This is a genomic window from Streptomyces sp. NPDC018833 (genome assembly GCF_044390825.1).
GTDB lineage: Bacteria > Actinomycetota > Actinomycetes > Streptomycetales > Streptomycetaceae > Streptomyces.
The window spans coordinates 174,397-191,125 of sequence record NZ_JBIRZM010000002.1 but is presented as its reverse complement, the minus strand read 5'-3'; the positions used below and the strand labels follow the sequence as shown (position 1 = coordinate 191,125).

The following is a 16,729-nucleotide window of genomic DNA, read 5'->3' as shown; positions in this document are numbered from 1 at the left end:
CGCCGGCGCGCGCGGGGCCCCCCCGGGGGGGGGGCGGGCCGGGCGCGGGCGGGGGGCGCGGCCCCCCCGGGCGGGGGGGGGGGGGGGCCCGGGGGGGGGGGGGGGCCCCCCCCACGCCCGCATCTGGTCGGCCACCCCCAGCGGTGTGCTCAGGTAGAGGTTGAACCGCTCCGGCAGCAGCACATACGCGACGCCGATGCACCGGTCACTCGTCGCCCCGAAGCCGAAGTGCTGGATGTTGGCGGACGGTGCGGAGCTGGTGCTCAGGTAGTCGTCCCGCATCGTCAGCCAGCCCGGAGTGCGGTACAGCGCGGGCTGCTCGGTCACTCCCAGCTCGGCCCCGCGCCGTCGCTGGATCAGTTCCAGTTCCCACAGGTGCTGCTCGGGTGCCTCTCCGAGCTGGCATTCCTTCGCGCGCGTCACATGCCGTTGGGCGGCGGCCCGGAACGCGGTGCGCCGGGTGGCGGCGTCAGCCGCCGGATCGGTCATGGCCGCGACGAACTCGTGCATCTCGGGGGTGACGACGCGCATCGCCTCGGTCCGCCCGCGCCGGTACTGGCGGGTGGCGATCGACTCGTACGTAGCGCCGAGGTGTCCCTTGGCGCGCTGGTGAGCGAGCTGGTAGGCGACCTGGACGAACGCGTCCGGGGAGACGCCCAGAGCCTTGGCCGTACTGCTGCCGAAGTCGTCGAAGGACACGATGCGGGTGGCGGTGTTGTCTCCGTACGCCGCGAACGCGTCGGCGGCCGAGCGAACTTGGGCCCGCAGGGCGTCGTCAAGTTCGAAGACGACCGGCTCCAGCGCCGGCAGCCCCTGGGAGCGCGCGCCGGACCGGCGGGAGTGCTCCTCGGCCGGGGTGGTCAGCAAGGCGTCGGTGAAGCTGAGGATGGTGGTGCCGTCCAGCTCGCAGTGCTCCACGTTGATGCCCGCGCGGCCGTCGGCGAAGACGATGAAGGACACCGCCTTGTCGAACCAGCGGTTGCCGCGGTCGCCGTACAGCAGCTGGTCGCAGGCCTCCTGGGTGTCCGCAGGGGCGAAGTCCTCCAGGCAGACGCAGAACAGGGCGGTCTCGATGTCGTCGAGCGCGTCCGCGTTGCGGGGGTGGCAGGCGAGCAGGGACTGGCGGGCGGCCGCCCACTGAGCGCGGGCCATGGTGGTGAGGTGGCCCACCGAGGCGCCCGCGGCGGCCGGTTCGGCGCCAGCCTTCATCACGGCGTGCAGGCCTGCCTCGAGGTCTTCGAGGCTGTGCGGGACGCCGTCCGCGCCGAGCACGTCCAGGCGGAACATGCCTCCCCGGAAGAACACCACGATGTGCCGGGCCCGGGACGGGCCCGGCCACTGGTCGGTGTAGGGGCTGCGCACGGTGTCCTGTTCCGCGCCGGGGATACGGGTCGCGGAGAACAGGTACTTGTTCTGCTCCATCGACTGGGGCTGCCCGCGCTGCACCACTGGCGGAATGAGCTCCTGATCGAGCTGCCGCTTGTAGTCGACGGCCCCGGCGATGAGCCCGGCAGCGCGCTCCACCTGTGGTCGGCCGGTGTCTTTGAACAGGAAGAAGAAGTTGGCGTTGAGTGCGATCCGGTCCCGGCGGCCCAGGTAGCGGTACGGCCAGAAGGTGTCGAGCCAGCTGTGGACGCCCTCCGCCGCGTCGTACTCCTCGAGCGCCGCGTGCAGGACCCGGCCAGGGCCGTCCGGCCGGAGGAAGGCGGCCACCTCGGCCTCCGTCGCCACCAGCTCGTCGGCGGTCAGCAGCGGCTCGCACCAGGCGAGAAACCTCTCGCAGCTCGCCTCGAGTGTGGGCAGCGGCACGCGCGGCAGGCCGGCCTCCTGGGAGAAGGTCGTCATGGCAGCCATTTCCTGACTGGTGTTCAATTCTGCTCTCGATTCAGATCGTGGGGACCTGTGGCTTCCCCGTCAGCGGGCCGGGAGAGGTAGAGCCGTGCGTACAGCCAGCCTTCCGCCTCCAGGCCCCGCGCATTCACCCCGGCGGCCGACATCCTGTCCAGCACGAGCGCCTGCTCCTGGGAAGAGGCGAACCTACGCTGTCTGAAGACCCCTTCGACAGGGACGGTCCGGTATCCCAGCCCGGCCAGCGCGCGCTCGACGGGGTCGAATGGGAACATCCGCAGGACGAAGTGCGCCATCCAGGGCCGGCGGCTGCCCTGTGCCTGGACCACTCGGGTGAGCGTGCGCTCGGTGACGTAGCCGAGGCAGCCCGTCGAGATCACCAGGTCCGTCCCAGCGAACTGGGCGCGCTGCCGCGGTGTGGGCTCGTGCACCTCCAGGTCGGCGTGGACCGCGTCGTCCAGGAACCCGGCGTCGAGCGCGTAGGACAGCGCGCTGCCGGAGGCGTCGAGGCCGACGAAGCGGACGGGCTGCGCGGGGCGGCGTGACCGGGACAGCTCCCGGTCGCGGGCCAGCAGGGCTTCGCGGCTCTCTTCCGCGCGCTCCTGGCCGACGTAGCGCGCGTACAGCTCGTCCATAGTCGCGTCGTACTTCAGCAGGGCGGCGTTGATTCCGTATGAACAGCCGATGTCCAGCACCTGGGGGACCGCGACGTGCTGCGAGTCGCGGTACTCCTTGATCAGTTTGGCGAAGTAGGGCTTGGCCTGCTGGGGAATGCAGTAACCGAGCGGGCTCAGCACACTGAAATAGCTGCGCGGATCGGGCTGGGTGTAGATGTGGTCGAGCGAGACTTTCCCGGTCGCGTCGAAACGCACAGGGCTGACTCCTCCATTGATCGCTTGGTGTGGGTCGCAGAGTGGGGATACCGCTAGTCCAGCAGCAGGTCGCCCCGCACGGCCCGGCCTTCGACCGCCAGATGCTCGGGCAGGACGCGGCCGAAGAGCTGCCGGGTCCGTGCCACGCTCCCGATGACGCCGGGGCGCTCGCTGTAGGCGAATATCGCGGAGTGGCGGGCGACCTCGCCGCGCACGGGGCTCACCCGGTGCAGCGAGTAGCGGCCCTTGAACAGCTGCAGGTCACCGGGTTGCAGAGGCAGGCTCCGGATCAGCCGCTCGCCACGGCCGTCCAGTACGTCACGGACGTCGTCGAAGCGCTCGTCGTGCGCGGACCTGATGTTCGGGCAGTACTCGAAGACGCCGCCGGCCTCCGCCTGCTGAGTGAGCATGCTGACGGTGAACTCATTCGTGTCGAAGTGCCAGGGATGCTCCATGCCAGGCGCGACGACATTGAGAACCAGCCCGGAGAGAGGGTCCGCCAGCTCGTGGAGCTGCGGCAGCCCGAAGCAGCGGGCGATGAAGTCCTGGAACACCTGGTGGGAGTAGAGCCTGCTGATGAGGGAGCTCTGGGGGACCCGGTCCCGCGCGACGAAGGCGTTGCCCCGCTGGAAGGTGCGCCGGCCGGGGTGGTCCTCGGGCAGCGCCGAGTCCACCGCAATGTTGTAGACGTTGACGGTTTCGACGTCGTAATGGGCCCGGGGGGCGATGGCCGAGCACTCCTGCCGCAGGACTTCGCGGAGCGACGGACGGATGAAGTCCGGCAGCACGGTGCAGCCGAGGGTCAGCAACTCGCGCCGGGCGCGGGCGACCACGGCCTGTCCCTCGGCGCTCTCGGGTTCCGACAGGGGATAGCGAGCCGTGTCGACCACCTGGTCGAGCGTTACGGCTTCCAAGGTGTTCATTCGATCCTCTCCACTTGCGGGCGGACCGTCCCGAGCGGAATGCTCCCGGAGCGGCTCTTCAGCAACTCCGATGAGAGATAAGAGTGTTGAAGCTCATGCCGAAGCTCCCACAGAGCCGCCCCCGTTGTCTGTGACACGTCACACGATGCCGGGCGGCATACTCGGGCCGCACCTGGTCGGCCACTGAGATGACCAGGGAGGACTGACGGGGCGTCGACGGAACGTCACGCACGCCAAGAACGCTTCCGTACGGAGAGTGAAGGGCGGGGCATCCCAGCGGTGCCGTAGGGCGAATCGGACCGAGGGCACAATGTGCCTGGGTGCCTGAAGCACCGGCATGTTGCCGCGCCGAAGCGGAACTTCGGGTCCTTCCCGAAGACTCGCTCCTCATCGCATCGATGCCTCAGCGCATTCCTGCCCCCACAAGGTTGACGCAGACGCTCTGGCGTCACCACGCCGCCCCACCCTGTGGGAGGCGGACCAATCGGGTCCGCCGACCGTGCTGGCAACCTGCCGCCGTCAGACTGGAAGCCTGCTGACAATCCTGTCGAGCTGTCCGGCCGCAGGCTGGGCGGCCCGTTTCGTCATGCGGTGGCCGTGGCGAGTCGCCAGGTGGTGTTGGTCCGGGTGAGCGATCTTTGATCGTGGCGGCGGTGGTCCAGTTGTGCCGGATACCGGCCGCCAGGGCGAGGAGTCGTTGGCCGGCCCGGGCGAAGACTCCGGCCGGGGTCCCAGGACCTGGGCGACCGCGAGGCACCGTAGCTCGGCGACCGTCAGTTTCGGGGGTCGCCCGATCCGGCGACGGGGCGCCACATGGTCGTCGATGAACACGTGCAGTGCCGCCAGAAGGACGTCCAGGCTGTCGTCACACACGTTGGTCTAGCGGTGCCTCGCCCGCCGCCGCATCAGTCTGCGGAGCCGGCGCCGTATGAGCCGGGTGGGCGACGGGCCGTGCTGTGCGCCTCGGTGGGGCCGCCCCAGCGGCACCAGCGGCATCAGGTAACGCGTTCCGGCGCTTTCCATCACGCAGAACGGCGCTCCGTGGGCGCCGGCCTCGGGGGCGAGCAGGATGCGGAACGGCTGCGGCGGATCCCCGGGCAGTTCGGCGGTGAGCCCCGAGGTGTCCCTGCCGAGCCCCTTTCGGTAGGCGACCACTTTGCCGTCCACCAGCACCTCGACGGCGTTGCGTGAGCCGTTGAGCTGCACCGTTATGGAGTGACCGTCCTGGTCGATGTGGAATCGATGGCTGCCCGCCATGACGCGCCTCCTGCCTTGCACGGGGGACGCCGCAATCCCAGCGTAAGCACAGCGCAGGTCAGGGGTCGCCTCGATAGGGCGGCTCACCGTGTGTCGCCCGATGGATGACATCGCTCTTGTCGTCTTTTGGACGACATGCTAAAACGTTCTCCGGTGAAACGCATGGCATTACTGGCTGAACCGGCTGGAGGTGTTTCGTCATGGTGATGCGCGCCGATCCCGTCCTCCGCGAGCTCGAGCGCCCGCCCCCAGCTCGACGCGACGCCATCTGAGCCGGCCGAGCCCCCGTGCCGTTCCGTGGGGCTGCCCCTGTCGACCGAGAAAGGACCACCAACCGTGCACTGGCAGCAACTCGTCCAGCAGGTGCGCTACTCGGGCCGGTACGCCACCGGCCCGGAAGCCGAACGCGTTCTGCGCGCAGTGCTGACTGTCCTCGGCGGCCACGTCAGCGGCGACGAACGCTGCGAACTGGCGCGCCTGCTGCCCGCGGAAGCGGCGTTGCTGATCAGCCGCCAGATACCGCTGGCCCAGCCCCTGACCGCCCCCGACTTCGTGGACGCGGTCGCTGCCCGCCTCGCACCCATCAGCCGTCCCGAGGCGCGCTGGGCGACGAGCACCGTCCTCAGCCTTCTCGCGCAGCAGGCGGGCGAACCCCTCACGCGCCGTATCCTCGCCGAACTGCCCCGCGGCTATGCCCTCCTGTTCGGCCTGGCCGAACTTGCCCCGGCGAGGGCGGCCGCGGCCGCGTGAATGCCGACACCGGCCCGCCGGTGTCGGCCTGCACGGCCCGGCCTGCACGGCCCGGCCTGCGCCGACTGGCCCCCACGGCGCCGCTCACCGGGGTGGCTCGCCGGCGCGGCTCACGCCGTGGGTGCGCCGGGGACTCGCGGGTGTGCCGGTGCGCCGGGGCTGGGGAGGGTGTGGCTGCCGACCGGGGCGTACTGCGCGGCCTGGGTGCGGAACATCGCCGCGTACCGCCCGTCGGCGGCCATCAGCTCGTCGTGACTGCCCTGTTCGACCAGCCGCCCGCGGTGCAGGACATGGATGCTGTCGGCGTAGCGCACCCCGGACATGCGGTGGGTGACGAGGACGACGGCCCGCCGAGGGCCGGCGAGGCGGCGGATGCGCTCGAACGCCTCGATCTCCGCTTCCGGATCGAGCGCGGAGGTCGGTTCGTCGACGATCAGGACGCTGTCGGCCCCGCCGGTCTCGGAACGCCAGTGGGTACGGGCCAGGCCGATCTTCTGCCACTCGCCACCACTGATCTCCGAGGCACCGCGGAAGACCCGGGAAAGCAACGTGCGCAGCCCATGGGGCAACTTCTCCACGACCGCCGACGCCCCCGCATGGTCGACCGAAGGCCGAAGCTCCTTGTCCGTGGCGGCGTGCTCGGGCCGACCGAGCCGGATGTTCATCGCGGCGGTCACGGGCCAGCGTTGGAAGTCCTGCGTCAGCAGACAGACGCGCCGGAAGAGCTGGGCCCGGTCCAGGTCGGCCAGCTCCACACCGCCCCAGCGCACGCCGCCGCTCTGCGGCAGCAGCAGCCCCGCGAGGATCTTCATCAAGGTGCTCTTGCCCGACCCGTTTTCGCCGACCACCGCGACCACGGACCCCATCGGCACGGACAACGACACCTCGTGCAGAGCCGGTTCGTCGCGGTCGGGGTACTGGTAACCGACCCCGTCCAGGACGACATCGTCCATCCGCGCGGGCACGGACGCGCCTGTCGTGGGGATCGCGCGCTCCGCCGCCTCGGTCAGGAACCGGTCGTGGTCCTGGACGTACAAGGACTCCTCATGGAGCGTGTTGATGTTCATCACCAGCGCGCCCAGACTCGCCGAACCCGAGCGGACCGCGATCACCGCGGTTCCTGCGACCGCGAGTTCCATGTGTCCGGCCACGATGAGCCATCCCATCACCGCGTACGTGCCGGCTACCGCCAGGCCGGAGAACGCCGCCGCCACCAGCTCGGTGATCGCCTTTTCGTCCGCGAGCCGCTTCTGCTCGGCCTCGGCACTCTCCGCCATGTCGCGGTAGCGGTCCAGCAGGAACGAACCGACCCCGTGGATCCGCACCTCCTGGGCGGCGCTGCGCTCCGTGAGGAGGCTGCCGATCAGGCGGCCGGCCCGCAAGTGCTCGACCCACGTCATCACCGACACATACCGCTCCTGCGCCACCCGCATCGCACCCCATCCGCGCGGGGCCGCGATCAGCAGCAGCATCGGCAGCAGCGCCGGATGCAGGACGGTGAGGACCCCGGCCGTGGCGATCAGCGCGATCGTGCCGTTGAGCGCGGCGACACACGCCCCGATCATGCGCCGGGCGGACTCGGCCCCGTACTGTGCCACATCGATCAGGCGGCGGAACGCCGGGTCCTCGATCGCCTCCAGTTCCACCGCGGTGGCCGCCGCCAGGTACTCGACGGTCGCCACCCGCTCCACCAGCGGTTCCAAGCGCCCGGCCCGGGAGGTGGACCAGCCCGCGAAGCCGGCGTTGACCACGGCGACGGCCGCGACGGTGATCAGGGCCGGAAGGGCGGCCCGCAGCCGGTCGACCGGGTCGCCGGTGCCCAACAGGGCGTGCATCACCGCGTTGACGGCCAACAGACTCACCGCCGCCGCGATGCCCTGCCCGACCTCGGCGATCCCGACACCCAGCAGCGACGGCCGGTCCGCCCGCCAGGCACGGCGCAGCGTTCCGAACACCAGCCGCGGCATGGCACGCAGGGCAGAGACCATGGTCAGGTCCAGCCCGGCGCGCTCGTGTTCGGACCACCCCATGTCGTACCGCAGCGGCCCCCCGAACAACTCCTCCTCGGCCGCCGAAACCTTCGGCTCGGACATCTGCACCGGCCCGAAGAACCTCTTCACGCCACCTCACCGCCCTCACAGGCGCAGGCGGAGGAGCTCTTGTCGGGTACGGCACTTGCGACGGGCGGGTGTTGCGGTAATGGCAGGTCGTTCACGGGCGCCTCCTGAATGGTCATGAGGAGGGAGATGCCCAGAGAACGGCCCCCGGCAACTGCTCGGTGCGGGGGAACCTACGGTCAACCGACTGACGGCATCAGCGCTCGCGGTGCGGGCCGCCGGTGAACGACAGCGGTGTACCGACCCGAGGCAGCGGCCGGTATGCCCTCGTGGGACTACGGCTCACCGTCGCCCCGGCCGTTCTATGCGCTCCTGCTGCGCAACTGCCGCGACGACGCCGGGGCGTGTCGTCCGGGGTGACCCCACATGCGGCGCAGGAAGCACCTTGCTGCCGGTGAGGGGGCGTGTCGCCCGAGGTGCCCCCGCGCGCGGCGCAGGAAGCACATTGCTGCCGCGCCGGCCAGGCGTTGCCGAGGGGATGGTGCGGGTACTAAGGTCGGCCAGGTGACTGCCGGGTCGGCCATGGGCCATGCACGAGTGAGGCGCCCGGCCTCGGCGTGAGCACGAGGCGGGCACGAGCCCCGCCTGCCCTCTCCGCGTCTTCCACTCCCGGCGCCCGTACGGCGCCCCTCACACAGTGGCACCCAGGACTCGGAGACCCCTCACTCATGCCGCAGAACAAGCAGTACCCGCACGAGCTGCCCGTTACCACCGTCCAGCTCAACCACACCGCCGTCTACGCCCGCGACCGGCACCTGTCGGCCGAATTCATCGCCGCGATTCTCGGGCTGGAAGTCGGTGCACCGTTCGGGCCGTTCCTGCCCGTCGACCTCGGCAACGGCGTGACGCTCGACTACTACGAGCTGCGCGACGAGCCGATCCAGTCGCAACACTACGCGTTCCTCGTACCCGATGAGCAGTTCGACGCCGTGATCGCCCGCCTCGACGCGGTCGGGGTCACGTACTTCGCCGACCCCGATCACACCGATCCCGGCCGGATCAACCGCCTCTTCGGCGGCCGGGGCGCGTACTTCGACGACCCGGACGGCCACAACATGGAGATCATGACCCGGCCCTATGCCCGCCCCTAGGCACCGGACCGCCCTGCGCCGACCCTCTGCCCGGCGACGCAGCCGGCTCCCCGCCGGTTCATCGGATGGGGCCACCATGCCAACCATCCACATCCGCACAGGTCATACGATGTGCCGGACACCCTAGGCCGGCTCGGGTGCTCGGGTGCTCGGGTGCTCGGGTGCTCGGGAATCAGCGAGTTCGCGGGATCAGAACGCTGGTGTGCGCCGAACCTGCGGGTGGCGGTGGCTCCGAGAGGGGAATGGCGCTCGGGTTCAGCCCGATGAGGGAGGCCCGAGCGCCTGTTCTGCGAACCCCTGGCAGGTCTAAGCTCGGCGGATGACCTTGGAATGGGAACAGGTAATTGTTCACTCGGTAGATCCGGTTGCCTTGGGGCAGTGGTGGGCTACGGCTCTTGGCTGGGTTGTTGTCCACTCCTCCGATGAGGAGTTCGAGATCCGCCCGGAGCCGGATCGCCTGCCAGGGTTGGACTTCGTCCGGCTTGATGAGAGCAAGAAGGCCAAGAGCCGACTGCACCTCGACTTCAGGCCTGATGACCAGGACGCCGAGGTGGCTCGTCTGGTGGCTCATGGCGCGCAGCGTGTTGATATTGGCCAGGGTGATCAATCGTGGGTTGTTCTGGCAGACCCCGAAGGCAATGAGTTCTGCGTCCTTGGCCAGCGGCGTCAGTAAGGCTCATGCCTGGGTGGGGTGTTGGTGAAGCAGTCGGGGTGGGCGGCGCGGACGTGCGGAGCAGCGGCATTGGCCAGTCGGCCGTGCGCAGTTCTTCGGCCTCGGTCACACCGGCCGTGGCCGCCCATTTCTGGGTCGGGCAGGAGGTCGCGGGCGGCGCGGATGACTTCCTCGGTGGCGACGGTGGGGCGTCCGCCGACCCGGCCGCGGGCGCGGGCGGCGGCCAGGCCCTCGCGGCGCCCTGGACGATGAGTTCACGGATGAACTCGGCGAGGGCGGCGAAGACGGCGAAGACGTGGAAGACGAGGCGGCCGGCCGGGGGTGGTGGTGTCGAGGTTCTCGTGGAGCGAGGTGAAGCCGATGCCTCGCTCGCGTGGTTCGGCGAAGAGGAGTTCGGGTGAGCCGAGTGGCTCCAGGGGGTCACTGACCCCGAATCGTGTCAGAAAACGGTGGTCCGGGGTTCTTGAATGACCCAGGCATTTTGAAGGCTCCGGAGGGGTGCGCGGACCCCCATCCGGTGATCTTCAGAAAACGAAGGTTTGCTGAAGATCGCCGTGTGTATCCGGTGACGCTGAACGAAGGTGCCCGTAGCCGTCAACCCTGACGATCGTCAAGAGCCAGTGTTGCCGTTCGGCTCGGGTTCCCGGCTGTTCCCGCTTCTACGGTCGGGCCTCATGGAACGAGAACCGCGAATGAAAGTCCGAGCCGGTCGGCTGCTCGGCGCGTTGGCCGTCCTGGGCGTGGGAGCAGGAGTTGTCACTTGGCTGTCCCCCGGTGGGCTGGGCCAGGCTGGTGCTGTCGAGGTCACGGGTGGAGCTTCGGCGTCCGCGTACCGGTCGGTGGCCGGGACGGTGGCGGATGCACCGTCGTGGCTGGGCCCGCTCCTGGAAGTGGCCACCGAGGGCACTTTGGTGATCCTCGGAATGTTGCTGGTTTGGATGTGGTGGACGGCAATCCGCCGCAAAGACACACGGGAGGTCGCCGGATCCGTCCTGACCGGTCTCGGCACCGTCGCGGGCTATGCGGTGAGCGAAGCGGTGAAGCTCGTCGTGGACGAGGAGCGTCCTTGCCGTGCGTTAGGCGCAGGCGCCGAATATGTCGCGGAATGCCCCGGAGCAGGGGACTGGTCGTTCCCGAGCAACCACGTCACCCTGGCCGCCGGCCTGGCCGTCGGTCTCGCCGTGCTGCGGCCCCGCCTCGCCGCGATCACGCTGCCGCTGGCCGGGGCTGCCGCGCTGCTGCGTGTGCTGGTGGGGGTTCATTACCCGCACGATGTGCTCGCCGGCGCGACGCTCGGCGGCGCTGTCGTGGCGGCGGTGCTGCTCGCGTTCATGCCCCTTGCCCAGGGGGCGGCATCACGGCTGGGAAGGTTGCGGCGGAATGATCCCGGCCTCGTGGGCCACCACCGCGGCAGCGGCCCGGTTGTCGACGCCCAGCCTCGCCAGGATGGAGCTCACGTGGGCTTTGACCGTTCCCTCCACCACATGGAGCCGCCGGGCGATCTGCCCGTTGGACAGGCCGCTTCCGAGGAAGGCCAGTACCTCTCTTTCCCGAGCGGTGAGGGCGTTGACCTGGTGGCGGGCGGCGGAGCGCCGACCGGCCAGGGTGCCCGCGCCCGTAGCGGCGAGGTGCGCGATGACCCGGGCCGCGACCTTCGGTGACAGGTAGGCGGCGCCTTCGGCCACCGCACGGACTCCGGTGATCAGTTCCTCTGGCTCGCCCGACTTGATCAGGAAGCCTGCTGCACCACCGCCGAGCGCCTTGAGGATGTAGTCGTCCTCGCCGAAGGTCGTCAGCATGATGATGCTCGTGGTCGGCACTGTGTTGCGGATTTCCGCGGCGGCGTCGATGCCGTTGAGCCCTGGCATGCGGATATCGAGTACCGCCACCGCGGGACGATGGCGTTGGACCAGTTCCACGGCGTCGTGCCCGTCGACGGCCTCGGCGACGACTTCGATATCCGGATCCGTGGCCAGGACTGCGCGTACCCCTGCGCGGATCATCGGCTCGTCGTCGGCGATCAGCACCCGGATCATCGGTCGCTCACGGGGTGATCGTGTCCAGGGACACCAGGGTGTCCTTCCGGAAGCAGAGCTGGTAGGCGTCGCCTGACCGGTCGTCGAACCGGTCGGCCGTCATCGTGTAGTACTCGCACGTTATGCCGTCTCCCGTCGGCTCGGCAGTCAGCGGTCGATAGTTCGTCTGGCGGTCCGGCAGGAAACGCTCCACCTCGGAACGAACTTGCCCCACATGCAGGCGGGCATAGTCGCGTGGGTCCAGGACCGACTGTGACGCCGACATCATCTCCCAGCCCGTGAGAGCTCCGCTCAACAAAGCTCCCGTTACGAGGGGCACCATGACCGCGGCGACCAGGGCCCGGCCGACCCGGCGCCGAGCGCGGCGGTGTTCCTGCGGCAACTCGTCACCGCGAGCGGCTGAGGGCGAGAGCGGCGCTGGCGGCGGCGAGGGTGTGTGCGGGATACGCGCGACGACTGCGTAGCCTCCGTCGCGCGGGCCGTGGTCGAACGAACCGCCGGTCAACCGCATACGTTCTTCGAGACCGATAAGGCCACGCCCTCCGCTCCGAGGCCGGGGCCGCTGGTTGGACGCAGACGATGGCGGGCCGTTCTCCACGACGACCTGTGTTTCTGCTGCCGCATGCGTCACGTGGACAGTCGCGGTCGCGCCGGACGCGTGCTTGGCAACGTTGGTCAGAGCTTCCTGCACGACCCGGTGAGCCGCCCGTTTGACCACGGGCGGCAGGTCGTCCGCCTCGCCGTTGATGCGCAACTCCACCGTGAGGCCGGCCGCGGAAGCCTCGGAGGTCAGACTCGTGAGGCTGGAGTTGTTGGGGTCCATCGGCGTTGTGTCGGTCTCCTCACGCAGGACACCGATCACCTCGCCGAGACGCTCCACCGCGGCCGCGGCTCTGGCTCGGATGTCTCCTGCGGCCCTTTGGTGGTGTTCTTCAAGGTCCGGCGCGAGTTTGAGTGCGCCGGCCGACAGGGCGATCAGGCTGAGGTCATGGCCGAGTACGTCGTGCATGTCCTGGGCGATACGTGCCCGCTCGCGCAGCCGGGCTTGATCAGCGATCAGTTGGTGCTCGCGTTGCAGCTGATCGGCGCGCTCCCACCCGGCCCGGACAAGCTGCTGATACTGGCACCAGAACCGGCCCGCGAACCAGGGCAGCATCGTGGCTGCGACCACCACTGTCACAAAGCGGCTGGCCAGGGGGAGCCAAGCAGGAACGACGGACAAGGCCACCACGCTGGCCGCGAGAATCGCGACCAGGGCGAGCGCTGTCGGCGCAGTCCGCCCAGGCCGTCGTCCTGCCAGGAACGCGGCGATGGCAGTCGGGACAGCCCACCAGAGGTTCATCACGCTCAGACCGGCGGCCACCGCGGTAGCCGCTGTGACAATGGTTCCAGGATCAAGTGCCCGCCGTAAAACAGGGGTTCCGGTCGCAGCCTCACCGTTGATCATTGTGCTGTCCACGGAGGTGACGGTACGGACATCGGGCGCCGTCCGACCACTGCCGAAAGTCCAATCTGCGCCGGCGACCGCGGTACGCCTGGCGGATCTGGCCCCGGCCGCCGTGGCAGATCTAGGCCGCGAACACGTCGCGCCGCGCAGGTTCCGCTTCATCGCTCATGCCTCCATGCTCAACCGGCGTCAGCGGTCGGCGGTTCGGTGCCCGGGTTTCGCTGGGGGGCATGTGTGTTCGGGCGGCGCAGGCGGAGGTGGGTGTTGAGGGCTGCGGCGATCTCGCCTGCGGCGGCGAGCTGTTCGGGGGACAGGGCGTCGATGAACAGCTCGCGGACGGCGCGCAGTTGCGGGACGGTCGCCGCATTGAACGCCTTGGCGCCGGCGGGCGTCAGGAGGATGTCCGCGCCGCGGCTGTCGGTGGCGCTTTTCTCGCGAAGGATCAGCCCCCGTCGTTCCATGCGGCCCAGGTGGTGGGACAGGCGGCTGCGTTCCCAGCCGATCACCACGGCCAGGTCGGAGGAGCGGAGTCGGCCCTGTTCGGCCTCGCTCAGCGCGAGCAGGATGGTGTAGTCGCCCGGGGACAGGCCGGTGTTGTCCTGCAAGCGGGTGGTAAGGATCGTGCGCAGTGCCTCGGTGGTCTCGACGAATTCCCGCCAGATGCGGAGTTCCTCGCGGGTGGGCAGCTTCCGTCCCGGCATGGTCACATCCCCTCGTGCTTGACGTGTCAATCATATCGGCCCATAGTTGACTCGCAAACATTGACACGTCAATCATCGGGGAGGTGAACACCATGGAAGGTCTCGCACTGGGCCTGGACACCTTCTGCGACATCCCGGCGGACGACTCCGGCGCGCCGGTCTCCCACGCCGCCGCGATCCGGCAGGTCGTCGAAGAGGCCGGGCTCGGCATCGATGTCGTCGCCGTCGGGGAACGCCACCGCCCGGAGTACTCGATCTCCACCCCGGAGACCGCCCTGGCCGGGATCGCCGCCCGCACCTCGCGCATCAAGCTCGCCTCCGGCATGACCGTACTGAGCTCCGACGACCCGGTGCGCGTCTGCCAGTGCTTCGCCACCGTGGACGCGATCTCCAACGGCCGCGCCCAGGCGATCTCGGGCCGGGGCTCGTTCACCGAGTCCTTGCCGCTGTTCGGCTACGCAGTCGGTCGTGCGCACCGCACGGCACGGCCTGCCGCTCATGCTCGCGATCATCGGCGGCTCCCCCCAGCGCTTCGGTCCCTACATCGACCTGTACCGGCGGGCCGCCGACCAGTTCGGCAAGCACCCCCACCCCGTGGGGTTGCACTCGCCCGGATTCGTTGCCGACACCGACGAGGAGGCCAAGGAGCTGGGTTGTCACGATCTTGAAGAAGGCGCCCGCCCGTCCGGAGCCCCCGATCGCAAGGCGATCGCGATCGCCGGAGACGACCCGGACGACCTCACCGTGGCCGTGGCCGTGGTCGAGGGCCTCGGCTTCGACCCGGTCGTGGCCGGGCCACTGGCCGAAGGCTTGCGCATACAGCCCGGCACCGAGCTGTTCGGCGCCAACACCGGCGCCGCCCACTAGCGGGCGATGCTCGACCGCTTCCCGGCCTTAAGGCTCCGGCCGCATGCTCGCCCAAGCCCGCGCCACACCACTCCGCGAGCCCATCACTGACCACCACCACGCCCACCCCATGAAGCGCGCCATCGCGCGCCGAACAGTCAGGAAAAGAACATGAACGCCGTCCTGTGGATCACCGCCAGCGTGCTGGCCGTCCTCTTCCTCGGCGCTGGCGCGGCAAAGCTGCTCCAGCCGAAGGAGAAGCTGGCCGCTGGCCCCAACATGGCCTGGGCCCAGCAGTTCTCCCCCGGCATGATCAAGCTGATCGGCCTCGCCGAGGTACTCGCCGCGATCGGCCTGGTCCTCCCCGCCCTGCTGGACATCGCCCCCGTCCTCGTCCCGCTGGCCGCCACCGGGCTGATCCTGATGATGATCGGCGCCATGACCGTGCACGCCCGCCGCAAGGAGAACCAGGCTCTCGTCATGAACGTGATCCTGCTCGCCCTGGTCGCCGTCGTTGCCTGGGGCCGCTTCGGCCCACACGCCTTCTGACAGACCGAGCGACGAACCAGCGACGGCGCGCCCGATCGTGCGCGCCGTCGCTGGTTCCAGTTGGTTCGCCTCATGAGCCGGCGACAGTGCCCCACATGCCGCCGCCCCGAGGTCGCGCCGTTCCGCCCGGAAGGCCCACTGACGACAGCGATGGCGGCGGATGGCGGCGGCCGCAGGTGCGATGCTCTTCGCCGATCCCGACGAGGAACGCATCCAGTCCAACGAGCAGAGCATGGGGGCGGCCCCCCGACTACGACAACGCAACCTGAGGTCCCGCGACCAGACGCCGCGTCAGTTCCATGAGGCGTCGGCGGGCGGCGGTGTCGTACGCCTGCTCGTGCGCGCGCGTGTCCGTGAACTGGTCGAAATAGCGGCCGGTCGTGGTCTCCAGTACCGGATCGGTGATCAGCCGCACCGTCGGGCGTACGCCCTCGTCAATGCTCGTCGCCGGTGTGAGTCCGTACGCGCGTACTCCCTCGGTGTCCATCAGATGGGCCGGGTGCAGCGTGTTCACCGTGACGCCGCTGCCGTCGAGTTCCGCCGCCAGCTCGAAACTCGCCATGATCAGCGCGAGCTTGCTCCGGCAGTACGCGCGCAGTCCCTCGTAGTCCTGCTCCAGCATGACGTCGTCGAAGTCGACGGCCTCCTGCCCGATCGATGCCACATTCACCACGCGGGCGGGTGCGGACGCGGTGAGCAGCGGCAGCAGGGCACGGGTGAGGGCGTACGGGGCGAGGTGGTTCACGGCGAACCGCAGCTCGTGCCCTTGCCTGCTCAGCTCCCGCCGCAAGGGCTGGGAGCCGCCACCGGCAACGGCGTTGTTGACGAGCGCGTCGAGCCGTGGCTCCGCCGCACGGATCTGGGCTGCCATCGTGTGCACTTGGTCGATGTCGGACAGATCCGCGAGATAGGTGCGTACGGTGGCACCGGAGCCGGAGGCGCGGACCTCGGCGGCGACGGCGTCGAGGCGGGTGCGGTCGCGGCCGTGGAGCAGGAGCGTGCCGCCGCGCGAGGCGAGGTCGAGCGCGATACCGCGGCCCAGACCCTGCGTCGCGCCGGTGATCAAGGTGGTGCGTCGGTTCATGGCACGATCGTCGCAGTTGGTGTACGCCGTGGGGAGTGTGCGCTGAGCCTGGTGTTGCCACCACCACCACCAGCCGGCCGGCGGACGGGGTCGCGGCCACGGTGCCCCTCCCCGCGGTACCGACTGTGAGCGGCGTCGCTCTCCGGCATCCGCTGCCATGAGCGTGGGCGCGGGCGGCGGACTGTTACGGTGCCGGGACGGCTGCCCGGGGGAGGGGACAGGTGTGGACTGGGGGACGTTGGTCGCAACACTCGGCGGTGCCACGGTCGCGATGTCCGGCACCGTCCTGGCCGATCGCCTGCGCACGCGGCACGAGGACGATCGTGGCCTGGCCGCGCGACGGCGCGAGGTGTACATCGAGTTCATCGCTGCCGCCGGTACCGCCCACAGCCGGCTGCGCCGGCTGGCGCAAGGCCTTGACCCCGATGCCGACCTGGAGGCCGACAGCAGCGCGGCGCTGATCGACGCCGGAGTGCACGAGGTACGGGAACGACTGTTCGTCGACGCGAGCGCATAGGTCGCCGGAGCGGCCCAG

17 protein-coding genes and 2 pseudogenes are annotated in these 16,729 nt (G+C 69.7%); 9 read left to right on the top strand and 10 right to left on the bottom strand.

Features of this window, described 5'->3' with window-relative positions:
* The 4 genes from ACH5AF_RS04825 to ACH5AF_RS04810 form a co-directional block, all read right to left on the bottom strand.
* Positions 1–1,845: choline/carnitine O-acyltransferase (locus ACH5AF_RS04825; RefSeq protein ID WP_398899965.1), on the bottom strand; the 1,845-nt coding region annotated here is incomplete at its 3' end.
* A gap of 23 nt (positions 1,846–1,868) precedes the next feature.
* On the bottom strand, positions 1,869–2,720 hold the full coding sequence (locus tag ACH5AF_RS04820; protein WP_398899964.1) for a class I SAM-dependent methyltransferase: 852 nt from the start codon (positions 2,718–2,720) through the stop codon (positions 1,869–1,871).
* Between the two features lie 53 nt (positions 2,721–2,773).
* On the bottom strand, positions 2,774–3,643 hold the full coding sequence (locus ACH5AF_RS04815) for an arpA protein (protein ID WP_398899963.1): 870 nt from the start codon (positions 3,641–3,643) through the stop codon (positions 2,774–2,776).
* An 879-nt stretch (positions 3,644–4,522) separates the two neighbouring features.
* Positions 4,523–4,900 (bottom strand): hypothetical protein, encoded by a 378-nt coding sequence (locus ACH5AF_RS04810; protein WP_398899962.1) that lies wholly within the window; start codon positions 4,898–4,900, stop codon positions 4,523–4,525.
* A 336-nt stretch (positions 4,901–5,236) separates the two neighbouring features.
* On the opposite strand from ACH5AF_RS04810, the gene ACH5AF_RS04805 reads away from it, so the two are divergent.
* Positions 5,237–5,650, top strand: a complete 414-nt coding sequence (locus tag ACH5AF_RS04805) for a DUF2267 domain-containing protein (RefSeq protein WP_398899961.1) — start codon at positions 5,237–5,239, stop codon at positions 5,648–5,650.
* A 110-nt stretch (positions 5,651–5,760) separates the two neighbouring features.
* Here the strand turns inward: ACH5AF_RS04805 and ACH5AF_RS04800 are convergent, their stop codons facing one another.
* On the bottom strand, positions 5,761–7,770 hold the full coding sequence (locus ACH5AF_RS04800) for an ABC transporter ATP-binding protein (RefSeq protein WP_398899960.1): 2,010 nt from the start codon (positions 7,768–7,770) through the stop codon (positions 5,761–5,763).
* Positions 7,771–8,435: 665 nt separating this feature from the next.
* Here ACH5AF_RS04800 and ACH5AF_RS04795 point away from each other — a divergent pair.
* The 4 genes and pseudogenes from ACH5AF_RS04795 to ACH5AF_RS04780 form a co-directional block, all read left to right on the top strand.
* Positions 8,436–8,858 (top strand): VOC family protein, encoded by a 423-nt coding sequence (locus tag ACH5AF_RS04795; RefSeq protein ID WP_398899959.1) that lies wholly within the window; start codon positions 8,436–8,438, stop codon positions 8,856–8,858.
* Between the two features lie 319 nt (positions 8,859–9,177).
* Positions 9,178–9,531, top strand: a complete 354-nt coding sequence (locus ACH5AF_RS04790; RefSeq protein ID WP_385424196.1) for a VOC family protein — start codon at positions 9,178–9,180, stop codon at positions 9,529–9,531.
* A gap of 83 nt (positions 9,532–9,614) precedes the next feature.
* Positions 9,615–9,932 carry a hypothetical protein gene (locus ACH5AF_RS04785; protein WP_398899958.1) on the top strand — a complete coding sequence of 106 codons (318 nt, stop codon included), beginning with the start codon at positions 9,615–9,617 and terminating at the stop codon, positions 9,930–9,932.
* Between the two features lie 273 nt (positions 9,933–10,205).
* Positions 10,206–10,847: pseudogene (locus ACH5AF_RS04780) on the top strand (phosphatase PAP2 family protein); the annotation flags it as partial.
* A 39-nt stretch (positions 10,848–10,886) separates the two neighbouring features.
* On the opposite strand, the gene ACH5AF_RS04775 reads toward ACH5AF_RS04780, so the two are convergent.
* The 4 genes from ACH5AF_RS04775 to ACH5AF_RS04760 all read right to left on the bottom strand — a co-directional run bounded on the left by ACH5AF_RS04775 (position 10,887) and on the right by ACH5AF_RS04760 (position 13,954).
* The gene (locus ACH5AF_RS04775) at positions 10,887–11,567 is read right to left on the bottom strand and encodes a response regulator (RefSeq protein WP_398899957.1); all 681 of its coding nucleotides are present in this window, start codon (positions 11,565–11,567) and stop codon (positions 10,887–10,889) included.
* 7 nt (positions 11,568–11,574) lie between these two features.
* Positions 11,575–13,014 carry a sensor histidine kinase gene (locus ACH5AF_RS04770; RefSeq protein ID WP_398900440.1) on the bottom strand — a complete coding sequence of 480 codons (1,440 nt, stop codon included), beginning with the start codon at positions 13,012–13,014 and terminating at the stop codon, positions 11,575–11,577.
* A 179-nt stretch (positions 13,015–13,193) separates the two neighbouring features.
* The gene (locus ACH5AF_RS04765) at positions 13,194–13,715 is read right to left on the bottom strand and encodes a MarR family winged helix-turn-helix transcriptional regulator (RefSeq protein WP_398899956.1); all 522 of its coding nucleotides are present in this window, start codon (positions 13,713–13,715) and stop codon (positions 13,194–13,196) included.
* Positions 13,716–13,783: 68 nt separating this feature from the next.
* Positions 13,784–13,954, bottom strand: a complete 171-nt coding sequence (locus ACH5AF_RS04760; RefSeq protein ID WP_398900471.1) for a hypothetical protein — start codon at positions 13,952–13,954, stop codon at positions 13,784–13,786.
* On the opposite strand from ACH5AF_RS04760, the pseudogene ACH5AF_RS04755 reads away from it, so the two are divergent.
* From ACH5AF_RS04755 to ACH5AF_RS04745, 3 genes and pseudogenes are all read left to right on the top strand, one after another.
* Positions 13,892–14,140: pseudogene (locus tag ACH5AF_RS04755) on the top strand (LLM class flavin-dependent oxidoreductase); the annotation flags it as partial. The gene ACH5AF_RS04760 and the pseudogene ACH5AF_RS04755 overlap by 63 nt on opposite strands.
* Before the next feature lie 43 nt (positions 14,141–14,183).
* Positions 14,184–14,582, top strand: a complete 399-nt coding sequence (locus ACH5AF_RS04750; protein WP_398900470.1) for a hypothetical protein — start codon at positions 14,184–14,186, stop codon at positions 14,580–14,582.
* Positions 14,583–14,732: 150 nt separating this feature from the next.
* The gene (locus ACH5AF_RS04745) at positions 14,733–15,110 is read left to right on the top strand and encodes a DoxX family protein (RefSeq protein WP_398899955.1); all 378 of its coding nucleotides are present in this window, start codon (positions 14,733–14,735) and stop codon (positions 15,108–15,110) included.
* Between the two features lie 250 nt (positions 15,111–15,360).
* On the opposite strand, the gene ACH5AF_RS04740 is transcribed toward ACH5AF_RS04745, so the two are convergent.
* Positions 15,361–16,194 (bottom strand): SDR family NAD(P)-dependent oxidoreductase, encoded by an 834-nt coding sequence (locus ACH5AF_RS04740; RefSeq protein WP_398899954.1) that lies wholly within the window; start codon positions 16,192–16,194, stop codon positions 15,361–15,363.
* Positions 16,195–16,465: 271 nt separating this feature from the next.
* On the opposite strand from ACH5AF_RS04740, the gene ACH5AF_RS04735 reads away from it, so the two are divergent.
* Positions 16,466–16,711: a hypothetical protein gene (locus ACH5AF_RS04735; RefSeq protein ID WP_398899953.1), complete on the top strand. Its 246-nt coding sequence runs from the start codon at positions 16,466–16,468 to the stop codon at positions 16,709–16,711.
* Positions 16,712–16,729 lie beyond the last annotated feature (18 nt).